This is a genomic window from Kribbella sp. VKM Ac-2571, assembly GCF_004362255.1.
GTDB lineage: Bacteria > Actinomycetota > Actinomycetes > Propionibacteriales > Kribbellaceae > Kribbella > Kribbella pratensis.
The window spans coordinates 174,037-200,064 of the sequence record NZ_SNWS01000008.1 but is presented as its reverse complement, the minus strand read 5'-3'; the positions used below and the strand labels follow the sequence as shown (position 1 = coordinate 200,064).

At 68.3% G+C, this 26,028-nt stretch carries 26 protein-coding genes, 1 tRNA gene and 1 other RNA gene; 15 read left to right on the top strand and 13 right to left on the bottom strand.

Annotation, left to right across the window (positions count from 1 at the left end; all coding sequences use genetic code 11):
- Positions 1 to 12 precede the first annotated feature (12 nt).
- Positions 13 to 2,328, bottom strand: a complete 2,316-nt coding sequence (locus tag EV651_RS19390; protein WP_133786597.1) for an ABC transporter permease — start codon at positions 2,326 to 2,328, stop codon at positions 13 to 15.
- Complete coding sequence (locus EV651_RS19385; RefSeq protein WP_133786596.1) at positions 2,325 to 3,026, bottom strand: ABC transporter ATP-binding protein; 702 nt, start codon at positions 3,024 to 3,026, stop codon at positions 2,325 to 2,327. Before EV651_RS19385 ends, EV651_RS19390 begins: the two co-directional genes overlap by 4 nt.
- Before the next feature lie 141 nt (positions 3,027 to 3,167).
- Here EV651_RS19385 and EV651_RS19380 point away from each other — a divergent pair, with 141 nt between their 5' ends.
- From EV651_RS19380 to EV651_RS19370, 3 genes are all read left to right on the top strand, one after another.
- Positions 3,168 to 3,956 (top strand): sensor histidine kinase, encoded by a 789-nt coding sequence (locus EV651_RS19380; protein WP_133786595.1) that lies wholly within the window; start codon positions 3,168 to 3,170, stop codon positions 3,954 to 3,956.
- A complete protein-coding gene (locus EV651_RS19375) occupies positions 3,953 to 4,612 on the top strand; it encodes a response regulator transcription factor (RefSeq protein ID WP_202870399.1) in 660 nt (219 codons plus the stop codon). Before EV651_RS19380 ends, EV651_RS19375 begins: the two co-directional genes overlap by 4 nt.
- Before the next feature lie 66 nt (positions 4,613 to 4,678).
- Positions 4,679 to 5,560 carry a bifunctional 2-polyprenyl-6-hydroxyphenol methylase/3-demethylubiquinol 3-O-methyltransferase UbiG gene (locus EV651_RS19370; protein ID WP_133786593.1) on the top strand — a complete coding sequence of 294 codons (882 nt, stop codon included), beginning with the start codon at positions 4,679 to 4,681 and terminating at the stop codon, positions 5,558 to 5,560.
- 84 nt (positions 5,561 to 5,644) lie between these two features.
- Here the strand turns inward: EV651_RS19370 and EV651_RS19365 are convergent, their stop codons facing one another.
- Both EV651_RS19365 and EV651_RS19360 read right to left on the bottom strand, forming a co-directional pair.
- Positions 5,645 to 6,208, bottom strand: coding sequence for a GNAT family N-acetyltransferase (locus EV651_RS19365; RefSeq protein ID WP_166658662.1), 564 nt, complete (start codon positions 6,206 to 6,208; stop codon positions 5,645 to 5,647).
- A 183-nt stretch (positions 6,209 to 6,391) separates the two neighbouring features.
- Positions 6,392 to 6,479, bottom strand: a tRNA-Ser gene (locus tag EV651_RS19360).
- 70 nt (positions 6,480 to 6,549) lie between these two features.
- Here EV651_RS19360 and EV651_RS19355 point away from each other — a divergent pair.
- On the top strand, positions 6,550 to 7,062 hold the full coding sequence (locus EV651_RS19355) for a GNAT family N-acetyltransferase (protein WP_133786591.1): 513 nt from the start codon (positions 6,550 to 6,552) through the stop codon (positions 7,060 to 7,062).
- Here EV651_RS19355 and EV651_RS19350 read toward each other — a convergent pair.
- Together EV651_RS19350 and EV651_RS19345 are read right to left on the bottom strand one after the other, a co-directional pair.
- Positions 7,051 to 7,866, bottom strand: coding sequence for a TIGR03620 family F420-dependent LLM class oxidoreductase (locus EV651_RS19350; protein ID WP_133786590.1), 816 nt, complete (start codon positions 7,864 to 7,866; stop codon positions 7,051 to 7,053). The two genes, EV651_RS19355 and EV651_RS19350, sit on opposite strands and share 12 nt — an antisense overlap.
- Before the next feature lie 45 nt (positions 7,867 to 7,911).
- Positions 7,912 to 8,247: a DUF3140 domain-containing protein gene (locus tag EV651_RS19345; RefSeq protein WP_133786589.1), complete on the bottom strand. Its 336-nt coding sequence runs from the start codon at positions 8,245 to 8,247 to the stop codon at positions 7,912 to 7,914.
- Positions 8,248 to 8,341: 94 nt separating this feature from the next.
- Here EV651_RS19345 and ffs point away from each other — a divergent pair.
- An RNA gene (gene ffs / locus EV651_RS19340) (signal recognition particle sRNA small type) lies at positions 8,342 to 8,438 on the top strand.
- A gap of 34 nt (positions 8,439 to 8,472) precedes the next feature.
- The gene (gene nadE / locus EV651_RS19335; protein WP_133786588.1) at positions 8,473 to 9,291 is read left to right on the top strand and encodes an ammonia-dependent NAD(+) synthetase; all 819 of its coding nucleotides are present in this window, start codon (positions 8,473 to 8,475) and stop codon (positions 9,289 to 9,291) included.
- A gap of 1 nt (position 9,292) precedes the next feature.
- On the opposite strand, the gene EV651_RS19330 is transcribed toward nadE, so the two are convergent.
- Positions 9,293 to 9,697 (bottom strand): hypothetical protein, encoded by a 405-nt coding sequence (locus EV651_RS19330; protein WP_133786587.1) that lies wholly within the window; start codon positions 9,695 to 9,697, stop codon positions 9,293 to 9,295.
- A 2-nt stretch (positions 9,698 to 9,699) separates the two neighbouring features.
- Positions 9,700 to 10,176 (bottom strand): MarR family winged helix-turn-helix transcriptional regulator, encoded by a 477-nt coding sequence (locus EV651_RS19325; RefSeq protein WP_133786586.1) that lies wholly within the window; start codon positions 10,174 to 10,176, stop codon positions 9,700 to 9,702.
- A gap of 163 nt (positions 10,177 to 10,339) precedes the next feature.
- Here EV651_RS19325 and EV651_RS19320 point away from each other — a divergent pair, with 163 nt between their 5' ends.
- Complete coding sequence (locus tag EV651_RS19320; protein ID WP_166658661.1) at positions 10,340 to 11,965, top strand: long-chain fatty acid--CoA ligase; 1,626 nt, start codon at positions 10,340 to 10,342, stop codon at positions 11,963 to 11,965.
- Between the two features lie 6 nt (positions 11,966 to 11,971).
- Here the strand turns inward: EV651_RS19320 and EV651_RS19315 are convergent, their stop codons facing one another.
- Positions 11,972 to 12,787, bottom strand: a complete 816-nt coding sequence (locus EV651_RS19315) for an aminoglycoside 6-adenylyltransferase (protein ID WP_133786585.1) — start codon at positions 12,785 to 12,787, stop codon at positions 11,972 to 11,974.
- Positions 12,788 to 12,827: 40 nt separating this feature from the next.
- Between EV651_RS19315 and EV651_RS42990 the strand changes: the two genes are divergently transcribed.
- The 5 genes from EV651_RS42990 (at position 12,828) to EV651_RS19290 (ending at position 18,993) form a co-directional block, all read left to right on the top strand.
- Positions 12,828 to 15,806 carry a DNA polymerase III subunit gamma and tau gene (locus EV651_RS42990; RefSeq protein WP_370352957.1) on the top strand — a complete coding sequence of 993 codons (2,979 nt, stop codon included), beginning with the start codon at positions 12,828 to 12,830 and terminating at the stop codon, positions 15,804 to 15,806.
- A gap of 676 nt (positions 15,807 to 16,482) precedes the next feature.
- Positions 16,483 to 17,109 carry a YbaB/EbfC family nucleoid-associated protein gene (locus tag EV651_RS42440; RefSeq protein ID WP_238157065.1) on the top strand — a complete coding sequence of 209 codons (627 nt, stop codon included), beginning with the start codon at positions 16,483 to 16,485 and terminating at the stop codon, positions 17,107 to 17,109.
- A 1-nt stretch (position 17,110) separates the two neighbouring features.
- Positions 17,111 to 17,710: a recombination mediator RecR gene (gene recR, locus EV651_RS19300; RefSeq protein WP_130386913.1), complete on the top strand. Its 600-nt coding sequence runs from the start codon at positions 17,111 to 17,113 to the stop codon at positions 17,708 to 17,710.
- Positions 17,703 to 18,347, top strand: a complete 645-nt coding sequence (locus EV651_RS19295; RefSeq protein WP_133786583.1) for a DUF5063 domain-containing protein — start codon at positions 17,703 to 17,705, stop codon at positions 18,345 to 18,347. The genes recR and EV651_RS19295 overlap by 8 nt, the downstream gene beginning before the upstream one ends.
- Positions 18,348 to 18,351: 4 nt before the next feature.
- Positions 18,352 to 18,993 carry a hypothetical protein gene (locus tag EV651_RS19290; protein ID WP_133786582.1) on the top strand — a complete coding sequence of 214 codons (642 nt, stop codon included), beginning with the start codon at positions 18,352 to 18,354 and terminating at the stop codon, positions 18,991 to 18,993.
- Here the strand turns inward: EV651_RS19290 and dinB are convergent.
- The gene (gene dinB / locus EV651_RS19285; RefSeq protein ID WP_133786581.1) at positions 18,990 to 20,192 is read right to left on the bottom strand and encodes a DNA polymerase IV; all 1,203 of its coding nucleotides are present in this window, start codon (positions 20,190 to 20,192) and stop codon (positions 18,990 to 18,992) included. The two genes, EV651_RS19290 and dinB, sit on opposite strands and share 4 nt — an antisense overlap.
- Before the next feature lie 91 nt (positions 20,193 to 20,283).
- Here dinB and EV651_RS19280 point away from each other — a divergent pair, with 91 nt between their 5' ends.
- Positions 20,284 to 21,495, top strand: coding sequence for an MFS transporter (locus tag EV651_RS19280; protein WP_238157064.1), 1,212 nt, complete (start codon positions 20,284 to 20,286; stop codon positions 21,493 to 21,495).
- Here the strand turns inward: EV651_RS19280 and EV651_RS19275 are convergent.
- Complete coding sequence (locus EV651_RS19275; protein WP_133786579.1) at positions 21,378 to 21,965, bottom strand: dihydrofolate reductase family protein; 588 nt, start codon at positions 21,963 to 21,965, stop codon at positions 21,378 to 21,380. The genes EV651_RS19280 and EV651_RS19275 overlap by 118 nt on opposite strands.
- A gap of 31 nt (positions 21,966 to 21,996) precedes the next feature.
- Positions 21,997 to 22,317 carry a helix-turn-helix transcriptional regulator gene (locus EV651_RS19270; RefSeq protein ID WP_133786578.1) on the bottom strand — a complete coding sequence of 107 codons (321 nt, stop codon included), beginning with the start codon at positions 22,315 to 22,317 and terminating at the stop codon, positions 21,997 to 21,999.
- Positions 22,318 to 22,478: 161 nt separating this feature from the next.
- Between EV651_RS19270 and EV651_RS19265 the strand changes: the two genes are divergently transcribed.
- Both EV651_RS19265 and EV651_RS19260 read left to right on the top strand, forming a co-directional pair.
- Positions 22,479 to 23,747 (top strand): aspartate kinase, encoded by a 1,269-nt coding sequence (locus EV651_RS19265; RefSeq protein ID WP_131292797.1) that lies wholly within the window; start codon positions 22,479 to 22,481, stop codon positions 23,745 to 23,747.
- Positions 23,744 to 24,850 carry an aspartate-semialdehyde dehydrogenase gene (locus EV651_RS19260; RefSeq protein WP_202870398.1) on the top strand — a complete coding sequence of 369 codons (1,107 nt, stop codon included), beginning with the start codon at positions 23,744 to 23,746 and terminating at the stop codon, positions 24,848 to 24,850. The genes EV651_RS19265 and EV651_RS19260 overlap by 4 nt, the downstream gene beginning before the upstream one ends.
- A gap of 127 nt (positions 24,851 to 24,977) precedes the next feature.
- Here EV651_RS19260 and EV651_RS19255 read toward each other — a convergent pair whose 3' ends face one another.
- Complete coding sequence (locus EV651_RS19255; protein WP_130386921.1) at positions 24,978 to 25,967, bottom strand: helix-turn-helix domain-containing protein; 990 nt, start codon at positions 25,965 to 25,967, stop codon at positions 24,978 to 24,980.
- Between the last annotated feature and the right edge of the window lie 61 nt (positions 25,968 to 26,028).

Below are 26,028 nucleotides of genomic sequence, written 5' to 3'. Positions count from 1 at the left end.
GTGCGCCTTCCTTTATTCGTTGTGGAGGACCTCGGCGATCGTGGTGCGAGCCGCGGTGCGGGCCGGGAAGTAGGCGCCGGCGGCGGAGATCACGATGCCGGCAAGGACCAGCAGGGCGAGCAGGCCTGCAGGGTATACGTCGAGCATGAAGTCCGGCAGGTCAATTTGAGCTCCGTTGGCCATCGCGGGCACGACCAGGCGGTGGGCGAGGATGCCTACCGGGATGCCTAGCAGGCCGCCGACGGCTCCTAGCGCGATCATCGAGGAGACGACCATCAACGTGACCTGTGCGGGCGTCATGCCGATCGACTTGAGCATGCCCAGGTCGCGGCGACGCTCGCGGGTGTTGAGTACGACGGTGTTGAAGACACCGAGCGCAGCCACGGTCCCCAGCATCAGCGTGAGGAGTACGACGGTCGCGAGTACGACGGCAACGAACGTGCCGGCGTCCTGCCCGTCCGCCTCCTGCAACCCGGAGTCCTTCGCCTGCACGGCTTTGACCACCGCGTCCAGGTCCGTCCCGGGCTTCACATTGACCTCGTAGATGTTCGCCCGCAGGTCAGGTGCGATCAGCGCGAGTGTCGCCCAGTTGGACAGCACCTCGTCGCCGGAGTTGTACATCGCCTTCCCGACGATCTGCGCCCGTACGCTCTTGCCCTTCGACTGCAGCGTGATCGTGTCGCCGACGGCCAGACCGCGTTGCTTCAGGAAGCGTTCCGACACCACCACCTGTCCCGGACCGTCGAACCAGCGCCCGGCGAGCATCCGATAGCCGACCTGCTCGAAGTCCCCGCGGTAGAACGACACACGGAGGTCCGCCTGCGTACCGGCCAGCCGCATCTCCAGGTCAGCCATCGCCGCCACCGACGTGACGCCAGGCGCAGAACGCAGTACGGCCTCGTCCTCGGCATCGGTCAGCTTCGCACCAGGCGGTGCACCCGGTCCTTCGGGCCCGGAGCCGTTCGGACCAGCGAAGATCGCCAGGTCAACAGCACCCGCTCGACTCGCAGCTGTCTGGTACGTCGTCATTGACTTCCCAAGGCCCACGGCCAACGTCACGCTGGTGACGCCGAGCACCACGGCCGCCAGCGTCAACGCCGTACGTCCAGGACGAGCGAACGGCAGCCCCAGCCCCAGACTGACCGACCGGGGCAGCCGGGTCCCGCTCAGCATCCGCTGCACCCGTAGGCCTCGCCCAGCTCGCGGTGCGCTCCCAGCACTGATCGCCTGCGCCGCTGACAGGCTCCGGGCCTTGAGCGCCGGTAGGAATGCAGAGAGTGCAACAAGCGCAGGTACGCCGAGCAGCGTGGCTACGTCGACCCAGATCGGGACGCTGGTCCCGCCGGCACCGTAGTTCTCGAAGGCCCGTGTCAGTAGGGATGTGGCGAGTATGTTGCCTAGGACAACACCACCGGCGCATCCGACGACAGCAGGGATCGAAACCATCCCGAGGTACACGGTCAGGACCTGTGTCGGTGTGAACCCCAATGACTTCAGCACACCGATGTGCTTGAACCCTGCGACCACGGCACCACTGACGACGTTGGCCACGATCAGTACGGCGACAGCGAGCCCCAGCCACCCGAACACCATCAGGAAAGGTATGAAGGTGTTCGGCTGACCCGCTGTGAGCGCCCGCAGCGCCAGGTACGACTGGGTGCCGATGAGCGCATCGCTCGGTAGACCAGCCGTCACAGCCTTCTGCCCAGCTGCGAGCTCGGCGTTGGTGGCGGCGTTGGTGAAGCGGTAGAGCATCTGCGTCGACGTGGGATGCAGTGCGATCAGCTGCTCTGGCGTGACCCACGCGTCGGCCGACTGACTCACGCTGTACGCGAACCCGACGATGGTGAGGGTCTGACCGCCGGCGGACAGTGTCCCGTTCAGCTGCGGCGTACCGCGACCACTGGATTCGGTCGGGTTCCGGTTGAGCACGATCTCGCCGGGTTTGGTCGCCCAGCGGCCCTTCCACACGTTGAGCCGATCGACAGCGCCACCGGGATCCGCACGCCCCACAGCTACCAGTGACCCCATCATCTGAGGCTGAGCGAGGTCGAGCGTCACCTGCGGGAACGGTCCGCCGACAGCCGCCGCACTGCGCGCCGCCTCTGTCAGCTGTGCATCAGTCACCTTGCTGCGGTCGTACGAGGCAGTCAGCTGCGAACCGCTCTGTTTTGCGTACGCACGGTCGAACGGACCGCTCGACGCAGCCAGCAGGCCTAGTGCGACGACGATCATCGTGGTGGAGAGCAGTACGACGACGCCGATCACCACGGTCTGCACACGACGACGCCGTACAGCGGCTCGCGCCACAGGCCACACGGCGCTCACGCCGTACGCTCCAGGCTGCGCTCGCCGGCGATCTGCCCGTCTACGAAGTCGATGACCCGGCTCGCGCAGCGTGTCGCAAGTTGCTGGTCATGTGTCACCAGCAGGAGCGTCTGGCCGATCTGGTTGAGGTCCAGGAGCAGGTCCATCACCTGCTCGCCGGCACGAGTGTCGAGTGCACCTGTCGGTTCGTCGGCGAGGAGGATGGCTGGGCGGTTCATGAGCGCACGTGCGACCGCGACTCGTTGCCGCTCGCCACCACTCAGCTGGGAGGGGTAGGTGTTGCGGCGACCGGCTATGCCCAGCTCCTCGAACAGCTCGAGTGCGCGCTTTCGTGCGTGTGCGGCCGACGTACCGGTGAGCTGTGCGGCCAGTGCGACGTTGTCGAGCGCGGACAGGTCGTCCAGCAGGTTGAAGAACTGGAAGATCATCCCGATCCGCCGGCGCCGGAACAGCGCCAGCCCCTTCTCGTCCAGCGTCCCCAGGTCGTCGCCGTGCACCACGACGGACCCTGACGTCGGCCGGTCCAGCCCGGCAACCATGCTGAGCAGGGTCGACTTGCCACTACCGGACGGCCCCATCACCGCGACCGCCTCACCGGCGTGGATCTCCAGCGACACTCCGTCGAGTGCGGCGGATTCGCCGTACTCCTTGCGTACGGCGGTGAGCTGTACGACTGCCTGTCCGTTGTCGTCCGTCATGCTGCTCACGCTAGGGCCGACAGGCGATCGCTGACGTCACCCTGCCGAGGTAACGTCCGCGCGCTGTCATCCTGGAGATGTACGGCGTGCGTCTGGCGGATGATGCGCTTGGGAGGACGGCTTGGGACAGTGGACCTCGTGATGTGGTTCCTTGTGGCGTTGCCGGCCGTGGCCGCTGGTTCGCTCGCGTTCGCGTATGTGCGGGCGCGGCGTGCCCACACACGGGCGCTGGAGGAGCGCGGGTGGTTGCTGGAGCGCGAACGGGAGACAGCGGCGCGGAACGCGGTGGACGCGGAGCGGGCCCGGATAGCGCACGACCTGCACGACATCGTGAGCCACAACGTCAGCGTCATGGTCATCCAGACCGGTGCGGCCCGGCAGGTGCTGGCAACCGAGCCGGAGCAGGCTGAGGCGGCTCTTCTCGCAGTAGAAGCGGCAGGTCGCGACACCATGGCTGAGCTGCGGCACCTGCTCGGGCTACTTGCACCGAAGGCCGACGGCTTCGAGGACGACGCCCTGACTCCTCAGCCGAGTCTGACTCGTCTGAGCGAGCTGATCGACCGGATCGCGTTCGCCGGTCTCCCTGTCGAGGTGCGGATCTCCGGGGATCCGTACCCGCTCCCGACCGGCTTGGACGTCACGGCGTACCGCATCATCCAGGAGGCGCTGACCAACGCGCTCAAGCACGGCGACGCCGTCAAGGCCGAGGTGACCGTCCGCTACGCGCAGCATGCGTTGCGGGTCGAGGTCCTCAACTCCGGCCCGAGCGTCCTGACCGGTAGCGGTCGTCCAGTGGGAGTCGACGGTGAAGGCCGCGGGCTCCTCGGCCTCAAGCAACGCGTCGCCGTATACGGCGGGCAGCTCGACGCCCGCCGTCGCCTCGGTGGCGGCTTCCGTGTCCGCGCCAAGCTCCCGCTGGAGCGCCCGTGACCACGCGCGTGGTGATCGCGGACGACCAGGCCCTGGTACGCACCGGCTTCCGAATGATCCTCACCGCCCGCGGCATCGAGGTCGTCGGTGAGGCCGCGGACGGTGCCGAAGCAGTCGACGCCGTACGCCGTCTGCACCCGGACGTCGTCCTGATGGACATCCGCATGCCCACCATGGACGGCCTGGAAGCCACCCGCCGTATCCTGGCCACCCCGACCGACTGCCGCGTCCTGATCCTCACCACATTCGACCTGGACAGCTACGTGTACGCCGCACTCGCCGCCGGGGCCAGCGGCTTCCTCCTGAAGGACGTGACGCCCGAACACCTGGCCGCAGCCGTCCGCCTGGTCACCACCGGCGACGCCCTGTTGTCACCCTCCATCACCCGCCGCCTCGTCGAACGCTTCGCCACCCCCGCAGCCGCCCAACCCGCCATCCACCGCGACCTGTCCAACCTCACACCCCGCGAACTGGAAGTCCTCACCCTGATGGGCCAAGGCCTCTCCAACGGTGAGATCGCCACCACCCTCACCCTCAGCGAAGCCACCGTGAAGACCCACGTCGCCCGAATCTTCGCCAAACTAGCCCTCCGAGACCGCTCCCAAGCCGTGGTCCTCGCCTACGAAACCGGCCTGGTCACTCCCGGAGACCGGTAACCCTTGCTGATGACTTCCGGGTGAACTAGATTCGCCATCTTCTCAATCGCGGGGGACGGGACAGCCATGCGTGACGAATCAGTATGCATTCTGTGTGCGGCGCAGGGACCTTTCCGCCCTCGCTTCACCAAGGACGGTTACGGCATCGCCGAGTGCCTGACGTGCGGCCTCGTTCAGCTCCAGCCCACGCCGACACCGGAAACCCTCCGCGCCCTGTACGAGACAGACTCGTACTTCGGCGGCGAGGGCTCCGGCTACTCGGAGTACGAGAGCCAGGAGCAGGAGTACCTCGCAACCTTCCGGGAGGACGTCCGCCGGATCGCCGAGTTCGCCCCGTCCGGCAAGGTGCTGGAGGTGGGCTGCGGCTACGGCTACTTCCTGCAGTGCGCGCTGCAGGCCGGGTACGACGCCTACGGGATCGATCTCTCACCGACCGCAGTCAAGTGGGCGTCGGAGCGGCTGCCGAACCGGGTCTACTGCGGTTCGCTGGAGGAGGTGCCGGAGATCCAGGGACAGCAGTACGACGTGATTTTCGGATCGCACCTCATCGAACACCTCACCGAACCAGGCGCGTTCCTCGAGCGCGCCGCCGGCCTGCTCCGGCCGGGCGGTCTGCTCGTCCTGGTAACCCCCAACATCGCAAGCCTGCTGTCACGGGCGTCCGGCCGACGATGGGTGTCCTACAAGATCCCCGAACACGTCAGCTACTACGACCCCCGCACAATCACAGCTCTCCTGGACCGCGCCGGCTTCTCCGTCCGCGCCGTCGACAGCGCCTACCAGTACTACGCACTCCCGTTCGTAGCCACCCGCATCCGTGAACTCCTGGCCCCCGTCTCCCGCCTCGTCCCGCCCATCGAACGCCTCCGCCCCCTGAACACCCGCCGAATCCGAGTAACCAGCGGCTCAATGCGAGTCATCGCAACCCGAAACGCCACAACCCTCTGACGCAACCTCGCCCAGCAGAAAGGCCCACCGCAAAAGGTGGGCCTGTCAACAACCGCCCTCTCAGGCTTTCAGCTCATGGCTCGGTTACCACTCGTCGGCTACACGCATTGGATGCTTGCGCAGGGAGGCTCTGAATGCGGCGCTGCGAGGACCGACCGATCGTGTCAGGAGGAGGTCGTCGGAGATCCAGGTGCTCCCATCCGCTCCGGCCAGGATCGTCGCACCGGGGGCAAGCTCCCAGCCGGCCCGACTGTAGAACTCGACAAGGTGCGGGCCACAAGTCAGGACTCCCACATCTGCTTGGCCGGCGTCGATGCGGGCAACCGCAGCGGCGACCAGCCGCCCGGCCCAGCCCTCACCTCGAAAGGCAGGAAATGTCATCACCGCTGTCGGGCTCTGCACCACGTAGTGCTCTCCGCCAACTGAGACGGTTGTAGTGATGATCTCAAGGTGGCTCACGAGCTGGGAACCAGCCGCGTACAGCAGGTGGTGAGGCCTCAGGTCAGGATGCGAGGTCCAGTCACGGAACCGGTTCGGTCCGGTGAATCCCTCCGGCCAGATGATGCGCAGGAAAGACAGTACCTGCGCCTTGAGAACCTCCGGCAGATGTTCGTCGGCACACTCGCGGAGTTCGATGTCTGTCTGCACGTCGGCAGGGTCTGGCCTCAGGGCACGCTTCGCAACTCGTTTACGGTGTGGAACGTGCCTGCGCAGGCTGAGACGGAACGACTCCGGGGCGGCTCCCAGATTGGGAGCCGCCCCGGCTGTTGTCGTTCTCCCGAAGGACCAAAATCACGCTCTGACCTGCGGTTTCTCTTCACTCTGGGGGAGTGGCGGAGGATACGAGATTCGAACTCGTGAGGGGTTGCCCCCAACACGCTTTCCAAGCGTGCGCCCTAGGCCTCTAGGCGAATCCTCCAAGCGGAGAGAATACCGAGGCGCAGCGGGAATCCGAAATCGGGGCGTACTCGGACCTTAAGGTCGGTGGTATGGGTGACTTGCTGTTGCGGGCGATCGGCGTGGGGGAAGTGGATGGGCTGCAGGAGTTGATCGAGTCGGATCCGGGGTACACCGAGCGGATCACCGGGTATCCGCCTGGGGAGTCGGATGCGCAGAGTCTGTTGATGATGCGGCCAGAGGGGCTGGCTGAGGACGCCAAGGTTGTGTTGGGGGCGTTCGCGGGGCAGGAGCTCGTTGCGGTCGTTGATCTGCTCAGGGGCTTCCCGAACGAGCGCACCGCGTTCATCGGTCTCCTTGAGGTGCACTCGGGCCACCAGGGGCGCGGCCACGGCAAGGCGACGTACGAGCTTGTCCAGCGGTACGTCGAGACCACGTGGCCCGAGATCCGGACGATGCGGCTGGCCGTGGTGGACACGAACGCACAGGTCGCTACCGGGTTCTGGCAGCGGCTGGGGTTTGAGGCGACTGGTGAGGTGCGTCCGTACCGCTACGACAAGCTCGAGTCGAGCGCGCGCCTGTACGAGAAGCAGCTACCCGAGTAAGGCAGGAGCTAGGGCGCGCCACTGGTCGGTCGGCTGGGGGCCTGTGACTCCGGTGATTACGTTGACGGCCACGTGGTCCGCGCCGGCGTCGAGGTGCTCGGTCAGCTTGGCCTTGATGTCTGCGGGCGTGCCCCAGGCGGCGAGTGAATCGACCATGTGGTCAGGTAGCTCGGACAGGTCGCTCTCACTGAACCCTTGCCGCTTTAGCGAGGCGGCGTACCCAGGGATGCGCGGGAAGAAGCTGATGGTGTCCCGTGCGATCGCCCGAGCCCGGTCCGCGTCTGTCTCCAGTACGACGAGGTGGCTGACGGCCAGGAGCTTGTCCGGACCCAGGACCTTCCGCGCCTCAGCGGAGTACGCCGCACTGGTCAGGAACGGGTACGCACCGGCGGACCGGTCTGCGGCGAGCTTCAGCATCCGCGGACCGAGCGCAGCGAGCACGCGACGCTCCACGGGTACGTCCAGCTCGTCCAAGTACGCGTTGAGCGTGGCAATCGGTTTGGCGCCGTGCGCCCCACCCAGACCGACGGTGAACCGTCCCGGCGCGGATGCCTCCAGCTGGGCGTACGTCGTACTCACGTCGGCCGCGCTGTACTTCACCACCGCCAGGATCCCGCTGACGAACTTGATCGCCGTCGTCGCGCTCACCAGATCGGTGATCGTCTGCAGCCCGGGCAGCGGACCGCCCGACAGCCAGATCGCCGGGTACCCGAGTTCTTCGGCCGCCCGCGCCGCCGCAATGGACTCCGCACTGCTGTCGAGCCCGGTCGTGATGCCGAAGGGCCCGAATTGATGATCCGTCACTGAACCAGAGTGATCCTGATCCGGTCCGGCCGCCAGGGTGTTCGCTCAGAGCGTTCGCAAGGGATCGTGGCCCACCGACATCAGCCGGTGCCGCCAGTGCGCGTCGCCGGCCGTGGGCTCCGGTTCGTCACCGCGCTGCTGACGAACCCGCCGTACGACGCGTTCCATCGCCGCCATGTCGTCGCCGGTGAGATCGGCTCGCCGCTTGCCGAGGATGTGCACCATGTGCTCCCCGAGCTCGTGGCCCGTCTCGTCCGGCGTCGGCTCGGTCGCCTCGCCCGCGGCATCCGTCCGCAGCCAGTCCTCGAGCTCCCTCGACGTCATGTTCACCAGTTGGTGGAATTCGTTCCACAGGTCATCGCTGACCCGGTTCTCGGCCATCACTACCTCCTCCGTAGGCGGGTACCCACAGCAGCAAGCCGAAATCAGACGCCGGCCGATTCCCGGTTGGCGAGGGGGATCCCGTACACTTCTTGCTGGTTCCCCGCGTGGCGGTATCTCGCCCAATCCCCCCAGGGCCGGAAGGCAGCAAGGGTAAGTGAGCTCTTCCGGGTGCGCGGGGAATCCTCATGTCTAGGCTTGGTCCTCCCGAGACAGAGGAGCGCGATGAACCCCGAGAGTCGTTACCTGCAGGAACTGATCATTGCGGAGCTCGGTGTGCCCGGGGCGTTCGAGGTGGACAACGAGATCGAGCAGCGGGTCGAGTTCCTCGCGGACCGACTCCGGCGGACCGGCGCGACGGCGTACGTGCTCGGGATCAGCGGCGGCGTCGACTCCGCCACGGCCGGCCGCCTCTGCCAGCTCGCGGTGGAGCGGGTCCGGTCGGAGGGCGGTCAGGCGACGTTCGTCGCGATGCGGCTGCCGTACGGCGTGCAGGCCGACGAGGCGGACGCCCAGCGCTCGCTCGAGTTCATCAAGCCCGACGAGACCCTCGTGGTCGACGTGAAGCCGGCCACCGACGCCATGGTGGAGGCGGTGCGGCACTCCGGTCTTGGCGACCGTGAGGACTTCCACGTCGGCAACATCAAGGCCCGTCAGCGCATGGTCGCGCAGTACCTCGTGGCCGGCGCCCGCGGCGGTCTGGTGGTCGGCACGGACCACGCGGCGGAGGCGGTGATGGGCTTCTTCACCAAGTACGGCGACGGCGCCTGCGACCTGACGCCGCTGTCCGGGCTCACCAAGCGGCGCGTCCGCGCCGTCGGCGAGCGGCTCGGCGCGTCACCGGACATCACCGGCAAGGTGCCGACCGCGGACCTGGAGACGAACAACCCGGGCGTCCCGGACGAGACTGTGCTGGGCGTGACGTACGACGAGATCGACGACTTCCTCGAGGGTCGCGACGTGGACGAGAAGGCCGCGAGCACGATCATCGCGACGCACCGCCGTACCGCCCACAAACGAGCTGTGCCCCTCGCCTTCAGCTGAGTCAGGCGGTGTGAGCGAGCTGTAGCTGGCGGACGCGGTTGGCGAGGCGGGCCAGGCGGATCGTGGCGATGTTCCGGTACGCCGGGCGTAGGACCGTCGCGAGCGGGCCTGACTGCTCGAACGTGTGGGTGACGCGGCTGTCCGCCCCGATGGTCCACACGCCGACCTCGCGGAACCCGGGGACCTGCCAGACGATCTCGACGCGGTCCGCCTCGACCACGGTGTACTGCAGCTCGCCGGAGAAGCCTGGACGCACGCGGAGCGCGTAGCGGGTCCCCGGGTTCGTCTCGCGGGGCCCGTCGATGGCGATGAACGCCTCGTTCCACTCCGGCAGGCCCAGGGCGTCCAGCAGCACCTGCCGGATCGCCGCCTGGCCGGCGTGGATGGTCTCGGTGGCCTGTTCCATGACTAGTTCTCCTGGTGGGCGAGTGCGGGACCCCGACGGCGGGCCAGGGCAGCCCCGGTCGGGAAGGCGTCGGCGAGCGAGCGCAGGGTCGAGATCGTCTCGTCGAGCGGCTGGCCGGCGAGACGGTCGTCCATGGTGCGGTGCAGCCGGTTCTCCGCGGTGATGATGCGGCGGTGCAGCGCGCGGCCCTGCGGAGTCAGGCTGAGCGCGAGATAACGCCGGTCGATCTTGTCGATGCCTCGTTTGACCAGGCCCTGCGCGACGAGCCGGTCGACGAGCCGGCTCGGACTGTTGCCGGTCTCGCAGACGAGCAGCCCGCCAAGAGCGTTCAGCGTCAGTGGGCCGTGGTCGCGGAGCACGCGCAGAACCTCTGCCTGGGAAGGCGTTATGCCGAGCGGGCGCAGCTCCGCCGCGAGCAGACGGTTGCCCTCACGCTGGATCGCCAGCACGAGATAACGAAGCTCCTCGACAACCTTCATGGCAGATATATTACACGACACGTGTGTCATGTCATCTGTTGGTCGTGAGTGTCTCGGTGCTTGTTGCCTGAGGCGACAGTTCCGGATGAGTTCCGGGAGAGTGCCGGAGAAAGTCCGGTTGAGGTCATGGTCAAGGTGACATCGCGACTGGCACAGTGTCTGCATGAAGGGTCTGATGCAGAGTTACCAGCTGTCCCTGGACACGATCTTCCGGCGGGCTGAGCAGTTCTACCCGGACAAGACCGTCTACACAGGCGGTCCGGCACCGACGAACGTGACGTACGGCGAGTGGGCGGACCGGACCAGACGCCTGGGCGGGGTTCTGGACACGCTCGGCATCAGCTCGGACGGCCGCGTCGCCACCTTCGCGTGGAACTCGGGACGACACCTCGAGCTGTACTTCGCCGCGCCCTGCACCGGCCGGGTGCTGCACACGCTGAACATCAGACTCTTCCCCGATCAGGTCGTGTACATCGCGAACCACGCCGAGGACGAGGTCGTGTTCGTCGACCGCTCGCTGCTCGGGTTGTTCCTGCCGTTGCTGGAGCGGCTGCCGGAGGTTCGCCACGTCGTCGTGATGGACGACCTGCCGGCGGGGGCGCCGTCGGCGGAGATCCCGGACGACCCGCGCTTCCACGACTACGAGGAACTGGTTGCCGCGGCCCAACCGGTGGAGTTCCACGTCGAGGACGAGAACCAGGCCGCCGCGATGTGTTACACGAGCGGTACGACGGGAAACCCGAAGGGCGTCGTCTACTCACACCGGTCCACCTGGCTGCACTCGATCGGTGTGCTGACCAACGCCGGGATCGGGCTCGCCGAGACCGACACCGTGATGCCGGTCGTGCCGATGTTCCACGCGAACGCCTGGGGCCTGGCGCACGCGGCGCCGATGGCGGGTGCGTCGCTGGTGTTCCCGGGGCCGGACATGAGTCCGCAGGGGATTCTCAAACTGCTCCAGGAGCAGGAGGTCACTCTGTCGGCGGGCGTACCAACGATCTGGCAGGGTTTGCTGCCGCTGCTCGACGGGGTGGAGTTGCCGAAGTTGCGTCGGATCCCGTGCGGTGGGTCCGCGGTGCCGGAGGCGCTGTCGGAGGCGTTCCGTAAGAAGTTGGGCCGGCCGATCCTGCAGGCGTGGGGGATGACGGAGACCAGCCCGGTGGCGACTGCGGCGCACGTTCCCGAGCGGAACAAGGACCTTCCGGAGGAGGAGCAGGCGCATCTGCGGGCGCGGGCGGGTCTGCCGTTGCCGGGTGTCGAGGTGCGGATCGTCGAGCCCGGTTCGATCACGCCGTTGCCGTGGGACGACGAGACGACCGGCGAGCTGCAGGTGCGTGGGCCGTGGATCGCCGCGGAGTACTACCGGCCGGACGACGGGGTGCAGCTGAACACGGAGGACGGGTGGATGAAGACGGGAGACGTCGCCGCCATCGATCAGTACGGGTCGGTGCGGATCGTCGACCGGACGAAGGACCTGGTGAAGTCCGGCGGCGAGTGGATCAGCTCGGTCGAGCTGGAGAACCTGCTGATGGCCCATCCCGCGGTGAAGGAGGCCGCGGTGATCGGCGTGCCGCATCCGAAGTGGGACGAGCGGCCGCTGGCGTGTGTCGTTCTTCAGGAGGGTGCGAGCGCGACGGGCGAGGAGATCCTCGAGTACCTGCAGCCGTTGGTCGCGAAATGGTGGCTCCCCGATGCGGTCGAGTTCATCGACGAGGTCCCGAAGACGTCAGTCGGCAAGTTCTCGAAGAAGGACCTCCGCAGCCGCTTCGCCAACTACCACTTGAAGTAGGGGTGATCAGGCGAAGCTGACGTGGAAGTGGTTCTGGAGGTGCGCGAGGGTTACGTCCACGAACTCTTGAGGCCACTCGCCGCCGGTTCGTTCGGCGAGGGCGGTGCCGCGGGTGATGAACTGGCGGCAGATGTACTGGTTCGCCGCGATGATGTCGGCGAGCTCGGTGCCGGCGGCCGGGATGGACTCCAGAGCGGCGCGTTGCTCGTCGGACAGGAAGGCGTTCAGGCGCTTGGCTCCGCCGTTTCGGCGTACGCCGCGTTCGGCGAGCATGAGCGCTATGAGCTGGTCGCGGACGACGCCGACGCCCTGGTTGCCGACGATCCGCTCGTCCCGCCCGAGGACCGTGACCAGATTTCCGAGGAAGTAGAAGAAGAGGTTCACGGTGGCGGCCGGCCAGTACGGTTCCCCGGGCCGCCCACCCTTCGGTGCGAGATCGCCCTCCGGGAACAGGGTCCCGTCCCGGTCGAACAGCACCCGCACGCCGTCGTACTGGAACCGGTCGAACGACGCGAGCGGATGCACGATCAGATCGACATGCAACCAGTCCGCCGTGATCCCGACCCCGCCGATCATCCCCGGCAGTCGATCCGCCAGCACGGTCGGCCCGACGAGCTCCCGCAGTACGTCGTCCCAATGCTCCGTGAACCATTCGGTGCTGTCGTCCGTCACCACCAGATGTACGTCGACATCGCTGAACCGATCAGATGCGCCTGTCGCGTAACTGCCGATCAGGTACACCGCCAGGACCCGCTCGTCGCCGCGCAGTACCTCTGCCGCGCGCGCGATCACTGCCTGCTGCCGCTCGTCCCCAGTCGTCACCGGACCACCCTAGGACGCTCACCAGGGCGGGGGCGGGGAATTGTCCGCGGGCGGCGCTAGGGTTGCGGGCGTGGAAGCGCCCCTTGCCTTGTACCGCCGGTACCGCCCGGACACGTTCGCGCAAGTGATCGGGCAGGACCACGTCACCGCGCCGCTGCGGAACGCGCTGAGCAACAACCGGGTGAATCACGCCTACCTGTTCTCCGGGCCGCGCGGGTGTGGAAAGACCACCAGTGCGCGGATCCTCGCCCGGGCGATCAACTGTGAGAAGGGACCGATCGCCGAGCCGTGCGGGGTGTGCAAGTCCTGTACCGACCTGGCGCGTGGCGGGCCCGGCAGCATCGACGTGATCGAGATCGACGCGGCGTCGCACGGCGGTGTCGACGACGCCCGTGACCTGCGCGAGCGGGCGTTCTTCGCGCCGGTCGAGAGCCGCTACAAGATCTACATCATCGACGAGGCGCACATGGTGACCACGCAGGGCTTCAACGCCCTGCTGAAGCTGGTCGAGGAGCCGCCGCCGCACCTCAAGTTCATCTTCGCCACCACCGAGCCCGACAAGGTGATCGGGACGATCCGGTCGCGGACGCACCACTACCCGTTCCGCCTGGTGCCGCCGAAGGTGCTCGCGGACTACATGGCGACCCTGTGCGAGTCCGAGGGTGTGTCGATCGAGCCGGCCGCGCTGCCGCTGGTCGTGCGGGCCGGCGCCGGGTCGGTGCGTGACTCGCTGAGCGTGCTCGACCAGTTGATCGGCGGCGCGGGGCCGGCCGGGGTGACGTACGAGCTGGCGGTCGCGCTGCTCGGGTTCACGCCGGACTCGCTGCTCGACGCGTGTGTGGACGGGTTCGCGGCGCATGACAGCGCGGCGGTGTTCGAGACGATCGAGAAGGTCATCGAGACCGGTCAGGACCCGAAGCGGTTCGCCGAGGACCTGCTGCGGCGGCTGCGGGACCTCGTCATCCTGTCCGCCGTACCGACGGCTGTGACCTCCGGTCTGATCGAGGCCGCCGAGGACCAGGCGGAGCGACTGCAGACGCAGGCCGCTGGGATCGGTCCGGCGGAGCTGACGCGGGCGGCGGACATCGTCGCGGAGGGTTTGCTGGACATGCGTGGCGCGACCGCGCCCCGTCTGCAGCTCGAGCTGATCTGCGCGAAGGTACTCCTTCCAGGGGCGGACGACTCCACGAATGGCATCCAAGCTCGCCTCGACCGCATGGAACGCCGCCTCACGATCGGAGTCCCCGCGGGCTCGACGGATGCTGCGGCGGTCAGCGCAGGTACGCCGGACGTCGCCCAAGCACCTGCTGGTACGCCGGGCGCTGCCGCCACGAGCAGAGCAGCCGCACGAGCCGCCGCAACTACAGGCAACCGCCCGGGCTCCACCGAGCCGCCCACTGCGCCGCCGGCCCAGGCTGGCCCAGATGTGGCAGCTGCTCCGGGCAGCACGGCCGGTGCGAGTGATGGGGCTGGCGGTGGTCAGTCGGCGGGCAGCGGTGCGGAGGGCGCGTCCGGTGGTGACACGGCTGTGGCTGCTGCGTCCGGCGCTGGGGCTGGTGGCGATGTGGCTGCGGCTGCTGTGTCCGGTGGTGGGGTTGGTGGCGACGAGGTCAGGCGGTCTGGAGCCGGTGCCGGCTCTACGGCGCGGGGCTCTGGTGGGGGTGACGGCCCCGCGGCGCACGGCTCTGGTGGTGGGGCGCGTACCGGTGCCTGGGGTGACGAGCCTGCTGCACAGGCCAGTTCACCTGCACAGTCCAGCGCCCCGGCGCAGCCCAGTAGCCCGCCACAGTCCAGCACTCCGGCACAGTCCAGTGCGCCTGGGCAGGCTGCGGTTGGTGGGGTCGGGGCCGTTGGGTTGGGGGATATTCGGCGGTTGTGGCCTGAGGTTTTGGAGGCTGTGAAGGCGCAGCGGCGGTTCGCTTGGATCATGCTGAGTCAGAACGCTCAGGTGATCGCGATCGACGATCAGACGCTCACTCTGGGGCTGGTGAATGCTGGTGCCCGGGAGAGCTTCGCGCGTTCGGGAAGTGACGAGATTCTTCGCCAGGCGATGATCGACACCATTGGCGTCGATCGACGGGTCGAGGCCGTCGTCGACCCGTCGACCGACCCGGGAGCGGGGGGCGGCTCCACTGGGCGCTCTGGCCCGCAGACCGGCGGACCGGGTCACTCGGGCGGTTCCGGCCCACAGCCCGGTGGCACCGCAGGCTCCGGCAGCCCTGGCGCTACAGGCCCCGGCGGCCCTGGGGCTGCGGGTCCCGGTAGCCCGACCGCCGATGCGGGCGGCGCAGGCTCCGGCGGTCCAGGGGCAGGCGGACCGAGTGCAGGCGGCGCAGGCACGAGCGGTCCCGGTGCAGATGGGCCGGGTGCAGGTGGGCCAGGAGCGAGCGGTGCCGGTGCAGGTGGGCCGGGAGTGGGCGGTCCCGGTGTAGGTGGATCGGGTGTGGGTGGGCCGGAGACGGACGGGCCCGGAGGGTCGGGGGCAGGTGGTCCCGGCATGAGCGGTCCGGGCGCAGGCGCTTCAGGTGCGGGCGGTTCCGGTGTGGGTGCGGGTGGATCGGGTGCGGCTGCAGTAGGCCGAGTAGGCGCGGGCGGGGCTGATTCTGGGGCGGCGGGGGTTGCGGCTCGGGGGACTGTGGATGAGGGGCGGACCGGGCAGTGGGGGGATGGGCCTGGGGCGGTTGCTTTGCAGGAGCCGCCTGATTCTGAGTTCGACGTACCGCCGGAAGATCCTTGGATGGACGGGCCTGCCACACGGCCTGCGAGGCAGCAGTCTGCGGCGGAGCGGCGGGAGCAGGCCGGGAGTAAGCGTCGGGCGGCTGAGGCGGCGGTTGCCGCTGAGCAGGCGCGGCTGGCAGCTTCTGCGGCCGCGGCCGCTCCTGAGGTGCCGCTGACTCCCGAAGAGGAAGCCGACTCGATCGGCGAGGACGACATCGTGCTGGAAGAGGACTCCCGTTCGCACACGGACCTCCTCCGAGAAACCCTCGGAGCCCAGATCATCACCGAAGAACCCAACTAACCCCACCCGAAACACCACCACCGCCCACCGCGAGCACCAAACCGCCCGCCCCGAGCACCAAACCGCCGCCCCGGGCACCGCCACCGCCCGACCCGAACGCCGCCACCGCCCGCGCCGAGTACCAAACCGCCCGCGGCGAGCACCAAACCGCCCGCCCGGGCACCGCAACCGCCCGACCCGAGCGCCGCCACCGCCCGCGGCGAGCACCAAACCGCCCGCGGCGAGCACCCCAACCGCCCGACCCGAGCGCCGCAACCGCCTGCGGCGAGCGGCAGGGCGGTTCTGCGCGACACGCAGGGACGGGGTTCGTGGGGGATGGTCACGTGACCGACGCGCATGTTGCAGGTGTGTACGACGAGTCGCGGAACCCGACCGGCGCAGCACACGAGCGGATAACCCCTCGTGTTCAGGGTTCTCCCGTTCTGTATTAGCAGAGAACCCCTCACACGAGGGGATAACGGCTGGTCTTCTGGTTGGTGTGCCGGCTGGGTGGAGTCAGGTGCGTTGTGCGGGGAAGTCCACAGTGGGTGGGGATCGGTTGCGGAGGGTGTCCACAGGATTCACCGGCGTGTGGACGAAGCTGTCCACAGGGGTGTGGACAAACTGGGGAGACTGGTCGGTTTCTGGGGGTGGGTGGGCTTGTCCGCGGGACCGGCTAGTGTTGAGGCTCGGGTTGTTGGGCGGTTCGGACGAGGAGATCGCAGTGTTCGACGGTGGCGGTGCTGGGGGCTTCGATATGTCCAACCTGCTCGCGCAGGCACAGGCGATGCAGAACCAGTTGATGGAAGCGCAGGCCGACCTGGAGGGTCAGGAGATCGAAGGATCCGCCGGCGGCGGTCTGGTGACCGCCCTGGTGTCGGGCACCGGCGAGCTTCTCAGCTTGGACATCAAGAAAGAGGCCGTGGACCCGGACGACACCGAGACGCTGGCCGACCTGATCGTCGCCGCGGTCCGGGACGCCTCGGAGAACGCGAAGCAGGCCGCGGCCGCCGCGATGGGACCGCTGGCCGGTGGGCTGGGCGGCGCGTTCGGGGGTGAGGGCGGCTTCCCCGGCTTCGGTGGCGCGCCCGGCGGCGGTTCGTCCGCGCCGGCCGGCTTCGGCCTGCCCGGCGCACGGCCCGCGGTCGAGTCGGGCGACGACGCCGACGAGAACGACGCCACCCAGACCGACCGGCCGAGCGGCCCCGCCACCCCGGGCCCGGCCAACGAAGGTCAGGCACGCCCAGGCGCGGACGACCGCGGTGGAGTCGGGTTCGTGAACCCGGGCAGCGCGGCCGGCGAGCCCGGCCAGAACCCGGGCTGACGTGTACGAGGGGGCCGTTCAGGATCTCATCGACGAGCTGGGGAGGTTGCCTGGTGTGGGGCCGAAGTCCGCGCAGCGGATCGCGTTCCACCTGCTGGCGGCCGACGAGACCGACGTACGGCGGCTCGCGCATGTGCTCGTGCAGGTGAAGGAGAGGGTCAAGTTCTGCGAGATCTGCGGCAACGTCTCCGAGGAGACGCAGTGCCGGATCTGCCGGGACCCGCGCCGCGACCTGAGCCTGATCTGTGTGGTCGAGGAGGCCAAGGACGTGGTCGCCATCGAGCGCACCCGCGAGTTCCGCGGCCGGTACCACGTGCTCGGCGGGGCGATCTCGCCGATCGAGGGCATCGGGCCGGACGAGTTGCGGATCAAGGAGCTCATGCAGCGGCTGGCGAGCGGTGAGGTGACCGAGATCATCCTGGCCACCGATCCGAACCTCGAAGGTGAGGCGACCGCAACGTACTTGAGCCGCCTGCTGCGGCCCATGGGGTTGCGCGTCACCCGATTGGCTAGTGGACTTCCAGTAGGCGGTGACCTCGAGTACGCCGACGAGGTGACCCTCGGACGGGCGTTTGAAGGGCGACGATCGATCGATGACTGAACCAACAGATATTGCAGAGCGGGCACTGAGCACGGACTCCGAGGACCTCGAGGAGTTCGCCGAGCAGATCGCCGACCAGGTCCGGAGCTTCCTGATCTCGGTCCGCGACATCGCCGCGCAGCCGGACGAGGACGGGGTCGACGAGGGCCTCGCCTCGCTGCCGTACCTGCTGCTCGAGGTGAGCCAGTTGCTGCTCGCCGGCGGCCGGCTCGGCGCGTTCGAGGACTTCGTGCCGGAGGAGCGCTTCGAGAGCGACGCCGGCCCGGACCCGGACCTGGACGCGATGCGGGACCGGCTCGCGGCGCTGTTCGAAGGCCTGGACGAGTATGCGGAGGTCTTCGATCCGTACGCCGCTCCGCCGGAGATCACCGTCAACCGGCTCTCCGACGACCTGACCGCGATCGCGACCGACCTCGTGCACGGCCTCGCGCACTACGAGGACGGTCGGGTGGTCGAGGCGCTGTGGTGGTGGCAGTTCTCGTACGTGTCCACGTGGGGTGCCGCTGCGAGCGCCGTACTGCGGGCCATCCAGTCGCTGATCGCGCACGACCGGCTGGAGCCGGCGCACGACGCGGAGACCGAGGCGACCGACCGTGAGCTCGTCGAGGTCGCCGAAGAGGTCGTGCAGCGCCGCTGACGCGATGTCTGTTCTCGAACTCGTACGGCGGTTGCCCGAGCCGGCCGTCGTACGGCGGGTGAGCCGGGCGCTCGCCGTACTCGATCTGGTGCTGAACGACGACGCGTCGACCCGGTACTACGAGTTCGACGCGCGCTGGTCCGGGACCGAGGAAGCTGCCCTGATGCGGGACGGGTCGGGGAACGAGTACTCGATCGTGTTCTCGCCGGACGGGACGTTCGCGTACGGATTCGATCACGAGTCGCCGATGTCGCCGTACGTCAACGGGATGAAGCCCTGGCCCGGGCTGCTGGACGGCGTACCCGAGGTGTTCCACGCGCAGCGGGACGACAAGGCGTTCTGGGACGAAGCGCCGCGGGCGACGGTGTGCTTCTGGCGTACGACGGACGACACCGCCTGGCGCTGCGGTCCGGTGGAAGGCAACGACGGGGCGGACTGGCTGTTCGAACTGGTGGCCGACGGTCGTCCGGAGGCGTACCTGACCTTCGCCGAGGACTACTACGAACAAGCGCTGGACCTCGAGGCCGTCCGGCACGTGTACGCGCTGATGCCACTGACGGAGTACGTCGTCACGTCGCTCAATCGCCAGCGCCGCTTGGCCGATCTCAAAGAAGCCATCGCCGAGATCGGCTACCCGCGTAGTTAGTCCGGCAGCATCGGCATCTCCAGGCCCTGGGACTTGCCGAGGAGGATGCCCCGGGTGATGGCGTTGGTGCCGAACTTGTCCTTGACCTGGTCGAGCGCGGAGTCGAGCTCGTTGTTGGCGGCCTTGTCGAAGGGGAGCGCCAGCTGGAGCGCGGCCTCGTTCTCCAGGTTGCCGACGGAGATGCCGATCATGGTGAGGCCCTGGGCGGTGATCAGCGGATGGGCCGCGCGGAGCAGCGCTCGGGCGGTGATCAGGATCGCCCTCGTCTGATCTGTTGCCTGCGGCAACGTGTGGGAGCGGGTGGCCCGGGTGAAGTCGTCGAAGCGCAGCCGCAACGTCACCGTCCGCCCGGAGCGGCCCGCGGAGCGCATCCGCCGACTGACGCGATCGACGAGACCTGCGAGTACGGCGTCCAGCGTGGCCGGCGACTTCGGTGAACGGCCCAAGGCCCGCTGCGATCCGATCGACCGGCGTCGTCGGCCAACCTCGATCGGACGCGGGTCCCGGTTGTGTGCGAGGGCGTGCAGATGCCGCCCGGAGGCCCGGCCGAGCATCGCGACCAGCGCGGCCTCGGGCAGCATCGCGACATCGCCCACCTTGGTCAGCCCGCGATTCCGCAGCTTCTCCGCCGTCACCTCGCCGACGCCCCACAGCCGGGAAACATCCAACGGGTGCAGGAACTCCAGCTCCCGGTCCGGCGCGACCTCGAGCAGGCCGTCCGGCTTCGCGACGCCGCTCGCGACCTTCGCCAGGAACTTCGTCCGCGCGACCCCGACCGTGATCGGCAGCCCGACCCGCGACAGCACCTCCGCACGGAGATGTCGCGCGATCTCCAGCGGCGTACCACGGATCTTCCGCAGGCCGCCAACATCCAGGAACGCCTCGTCGATCGAGAGCCCCTCGACCAGCGGGGTGGTGTCCTCGAAGACCTTGAACACCGCCTTGCTGGCCTCGGAGTACGCCGACATCCGCGGCTCGACCACGATCGCGCCCGGGCACCGGCGCAACGCCTGCCCGCCGTTCATCGCCGTCCGCACCCCGAACGCCTTGGCCTCGTAGCTGCAGGCGAGCACGACACCGGCGCCCACGATCACGGGCCGGCCGCGCAGGCGTGGGTCATCGCGCTGCTCGACCGATGCGTAGAACGCGTCCAGGTCGGCATGCAGGATGGTCGCTGCCTGCGATTCGGGCACGAACATATGTTCGCATAGACCGTGGACAAGATGGGAGAAGCAGGATAGGGAGAATTCCCGAGGCGGCGGACATCGATGTCAGGAAAGAATGAGCTTTATGGACCTGACGGCATACCGCGATCTCTGGAAGACCCAGGGCGTGATGGCGCTGCTCGCCTCGGCCTTGATCGCGCGGTTGCCGGTGCTGGCGACGATGGTCCCGCTGGCGTTCCTGGCCAAGGACGCGGCCGGCAACTTCGGCTGGGCCGGTGTGGTCGCCGGCGCCTATTCGGTCGGTACGGCGGTTGCGAGCGTCGTCTGGTCCCGGATGGCGGACCGTAAGGGCGCACGCAAGGTAGTGATCGGCACCGGGATGGCCTGGGGTGTCTGGATGGCAGTGCTCGCCTTGCTGCCGTACAGCTGGTACCGGCTGTTTCCGATCGCGGCTGCGCTGGCTGGTGTGTTCGTCGCGCCCGTCACGTCCGCACTGCGCGCAAACTGGCCGCGGATCGTGCACGGCTCCCGCCTGCGTGCGGTCTACTCACTGGACGCCACGGCACAGGAGCTGCTGTTCGTCTTCGGTCCGATGCTCGGCGCGGTCATGGTCAGCTTCGCGAGTCCGCGGGCCGGTCTGCTGGCCTGTGCGGTCACGGCGGCGGCAGCGATCTGGTGGTTCGGTCTGAACCAGCAGTCCGGCGTACCGCACAACGAGGGCGCCGGTCCGCGTCCCACTGCCTGGCAGTTGGTGTTCCATCCGCACCGTACGCCGATCCTGTTCGCCTGGGCGTGCCTGGTGATGGGGTTCGCGTCGATGTCGCTCGGCATGGTCGCTGTCGCGGACGAGCACGGGAACCGGCTGATCGCGGGCATCCTCGAGACCGTCGCAGCGGTCGGCAGCGTGACCGGCGGTGTGATCAACGGTGCCCTGCCCGGCGGACGTACGTCGGCCGTGTGGCGGCGGATGCTGTTGTTCGCCGGACTGGTCGCCGCCTGCATCTTCGTGACGTCGTCCGTGGTCGCGCTGGCGATCGGGATGTTCGCCGCCGGCTGCATGATCGCTCCGACGGTCGCGGCGCTCTACGAACGCGTCGGCGCACTCACCCCGACGTCAGCGCACACCGAGATCTTCGGGTGGACGCAGAGCGGCGGAATGGTCGGTTCGGCCATCGGCTCCGCCGTCGCGGGCGCGGTGGTCGAGGCGTTCGGCGTTCGCTACGCGTGGGTCCTGACGGCAGGCCTCACCGTACTCGCGACCCTGTCCCTGCTCCGGGTTCCGCCCCATCGGCCGGTCGACACCAGTGCCGTCGACGGCGCCGCGGTCGCGGCGTAGCGCACGCGGTAGTCCGCCTCCAGTACGCCGCCGTCGCGGGCGCACATCGAGATCAGTTGCAGGTGGCGCCGGTCCAGGAGCATGCCGCGACCCGCGGCGACCGGGTGGATGAGCAGGGAGATCTCGTCGACCAGGCGCCACCGCAGCAGCGCGCGGACCAGCGTCAGGCTGCCGATCACGCGCAGATCGTCACCGGGCACGGCCTTGAGGGCGGACAGCACCCGCCGGGTGTCGCCCTGCAGTAGCTCGGTGCCCGGGCGCGCGACCACGGGACGGGATCCGACCACGAGGTTCCGGGTGTGCTCGAGTCCTTCGAGCGAACCGGCGTACCGCTCGAACGTACGCCGTCCCCACAGCACGGTCCCGCTCTCGGGCAGCAGTTGCTCGATCGCCGGCCGCGCCAGCCATTGCTCCGGCCGCTCGACGATGCCGTCCTCGGACATGCACAACCTGGCCACGATGTTCCGCATACCAACTGAGATGCAGGTAATGCCCCGAAGGTTATGCCCGGCGGCCGCGGTGCAGTTCGGTCTCCAGGGCGTCGAGCCGGTTCGTCCAGAACTTGCGGTATCGGTCCAGCCAGCTGTCGATCTCCCGCAGCGGCTCGGGATCGACGGCGTACAGCCGCCGCGTGCCGTCGACGGTCACGGTCGCGAACCCGTTGTCGCGCAGCACCCGCAGGTGCTGGGACACGGCCGGCTGGCTGATGCCGAACTCCGCGCCGATCGTGCCGGCGATACTGCCGGCCGGCAGCTCGCCGTCGGCGAGCAGCTCCAGGATCCGGCGCCGGACCGGGTCGCCGAGAATGTCGAACGCGTGCACCGGTACAGTATTTCAGCGATGACTTATATGGACAAGTGCGGCTGACCGGTTGCTGGTCAGCCGGTAGGCAACGGTCAGGTCACGGCTAGAATGATCGACGAGACTACGCCTGGTGCAACGCCGCACGGCGTACCGCAACCAGTGGTTTGAGGAGAAACACTGTGGGACGCGTCGTACACAAGTACGGCGGTTCTTCGGTCGCCGACGCCGATTGCATCAAGCGCGTGGCCCAACGGATCGTCGCGACAAAGAAGGCCGGGAACGACGTCGTGGTGGTCATCTCCGCCATGGGCGACACCACCGACGAACTGATGGACCTGGCCCAGCAGGTCTCTCCGCTGCCCCCGCCGCGCGAGCTGGACATGCTGCTCACCTCCGGTGAGCGGATCTCCGCCGCGCTGCTGGCGATGGCGATCGCCAACCTGGGGTACGAGGCCCGGAGCTTCACCGGCTCGCAGGCCGGCGTGATCACGACCGCCGCGCACGGCAACGCGCGCATCATCGACATCACGCCGGGCCGGATCGAGGACGCGCTGGGTGAGGGCCACATCGCGATCGTGGCCGGTTTCCAGGGCGTCGCCCAGGACACCAAGGACATCACCACGATGGGCCGCGGCGCCTCCGACACCACCGCGGTCGCGCTCGCCGCCGCGCTGGAGGCCGACTACTGCGAGATCTACACCGACGTGGACGGCATCTTCACCGCGGACCCGCGGATCGTGCCGGCCGCCCAGCAGATCCCGAAGATCTCCTACGAGGAGATGCTCGAGATGGCTGCCTGCGGCGCCAAGGTGCTGCACCTGCGCTGCGTCGAGTACGCGCGGCGTTACAACGTCCCCGTCCACGTGCGTTCCTCCTTCTCGCAGAAGGAAGGCACCTGGGTCGTCGATGCGAAGGAACTGGATCAGATGGAACAGGCGATCATCTCCGGCGTCGTGCAGGACCGCGGCGAAGCCAAGATCACCGTGGTCGGCGTGCCCGACAAGCCGGGCGAGGCGGCCCGGATCTTCGAGACGGTCGCCGGTGCCGACACCAACATCGACATGATCGTGCAGAACGTGTCGGCGGTCGCCACGAACCGCACCGACATCTCGTTCACGCTGCCCCGCGCCGACGGCGCCCGGGCGATGTCCGCGCTGGCGCGGATGAAGGACGAGGTCGGCTACGAGCAGTTGCTGTACGACGACCAGATCGGAAAGGTCTCCGTCGTCGGAGTCGGAATGCGCTCGCACCCGGGCGTTTCCGCGAAGTTCTTCTCCGCGCTCGCCGACGCCGGCGTGAACATCGAGATGATCTCCACCTCGGAGATCCGGATCTCGGTGGTCGTGGACGAGAACCTGGTGGACGCCGCCGTGACCGCGGCGCACACCGCATTCGACCTGGACGACGAGCACACCCAGGCTGTCGTGTACGGAGGAACGGGACGGTGACCCCTGTGAGCGCTGTGGAGAACACGATCGAGGACCGGGCGGGTCTGCCCTCCCTGGCGGTGGTCGGTGCGACCGGCGCCGTCGGGTCGGTGATGCTGACCTTGCTCTCGACCAGGCAGAACGTCTGGGGAGAGATCCGGCTGATCGCCTCCGAGCGCTCCGCGGGCAAGCGGCTCAAGGTCCGCGGCGAGGAGGTCGAGGTGGTCGCGATCAGCGACGCCGCCTTCGACGGCATCGACGTGGCGATGTTCGACGTACCGGACGAGGTGTCGGCGCACTGGGCGCCGATCGCGGCCGCCAAGGGCGCCGTCGTGGTGGACAACTCCGGCGCGTTCCGGATGGACCCGGACGTGCCGCTGGTGGTCCCGGAGGTGAACGCCGAGGCGGCCCGGAACCGGCCGAAGGGCATCATCTCCAACCCGAACTGCACGACGCTGTCGATGATCGTCGCGATGGGCGCGCTGCATCACCGCTACGAGCTCGAGGAGCTTGTCGTGGCGTCGTACCAGGCCGCGTCGGGTGCCGGGCAGTCCGGGATCGACGCGTTGTACGACCAGCTCACCAAGGTGGCGGGCAACCGCGAGCTGGGGAGTACGCCGGGTGACGTGCGGCGCGTGGTGGGCAACGACCTCGGCCCGTTCCCGGCTCCGTTGGCGCTGAACGTCGTACCGTGGGCCGGCTCGCTGAAGGACGACGGCTGGTCGTCGGAGGAGCTGAAGGTTCGCAACGAGTCCCGGAAGATCCTCGGGCTGCCGGATCTGAAGGTGTCCGCGACGTGTGTGCGGGTCCCGGTCGTCACCACGCACTCGCTGTCGGTGCACGCCCGGTTCGTCCAGGAGGTCGACGCCGACGGCGCTCGTGAGGTACTGCGGGACGCTCCGGGTGTGCTGCTCTTCGACAACCCGGCGGAGGGCGAGTTCCCGACGCCGGCTGATGTTGTTGGCACCGACCCGACGTGGGTGGGGCGGATCCGGAAGTCGCTCGACGACCCGAACGCGCTGGAGCTGTTCGTCTGCGGCGACAACCTCCGCAAGGGCGCCGCCCTGAACACCGCCCAGATCGCCGAAGTCGTCGCCAAGGAGTTCAGTCCCGCCAAGGCCTGACCTGGCACTCAGGCCTGCCCAGCGCACCGTCGTCGGCCCCCAAACCGGTTCGGGGAGTTCTACTGGTCGTTTCGGGCGGGTAGCACTCCCCAAACCGGTTTGGGGCGCCTCTGCGGCAGACGCGTTTTTACAGCCAGTTTTCTCGGGCGGCGTGTAGGGCCAACTGGAAGCGGGTGCTGGCGCCTGTGCGGTTCATGAGGCGTTCGAGGTAGCGGAAGAAGGTTCGGCGGCTGATGCCTAGGGTGCGGGCGATGGTGTCGTCCGCGGCGCCGGTTGCCAGCAGGGCCAGGAGGCGGCGCTCGATCGGCTCCAGGCGGTCGTCTTCGGCGCCCACCGACGCGTGCAGCGGCAGCGCGTTGCGCCAGCACAGCTCGAACATCCCGATCAGCGCGGACAGCAGGCTGCTCGGCCGGATGATCAGCAGCGACCGGTTCACGTCAGTGTCGCGCGCGGACATCGACACGAACGCGATCGCCCCGTCGATGATCGTCAGCTTCGCCGGTACGTCGGGTAACACCCGCGCCTGCTCACCGGCCTCCACGCAGGGCAGGATGTTCTCGGTCAGGTACCCCGGCACCTCGACCGACTCCGGCGAGTACACGACCCGGTAGGACACGCCGCGGCGGAGCTGGTCGATCTCCTCCTGGTTCGGTCCGCCGATGTAGTACGGCGGGGAGTCGATGGCCAGGATCTCGCGCTGTACGCCGCTCTTGATCTGGTGGATCCGCTCGACGATCGCGCTGCCGGTGACGACCTCGATCAGGTGCGTGGTCGACTCGTTGTGCACGGTCCGGCGGAACTCGTCGTACGCGTTCAGGACCTCGATCCGGGCCTGCTTCAGCTCGGACTCGCGGCGCAGCGTCATCGCCTCCAGGCCGGCGTCCGGCGGCACCGGCAGGTAGCGCGAGTGGTCCGAACCGGATCGCCGCGCCAGCCCGGCCTGCACCAGGCCGCCCAGAGTGGCGTCGATCGAGCGTTCCCGGTCGGGGACCGCCTCGCCCAGTTCGGTGATCGACGACGGACCGGTCCGCAGCAGATGCTGGTAGACCTTGATCTCGTCGTCGTTGAGCCCGAGCACCTTCAAATGGCCGACACGCTCCGTGTCCGTTGTGCTCACAACGCTCCCCTCCCTTCCGACTGCTGTCACCGTCCGCTACCGCCCCTCCAGCCTAGACGGG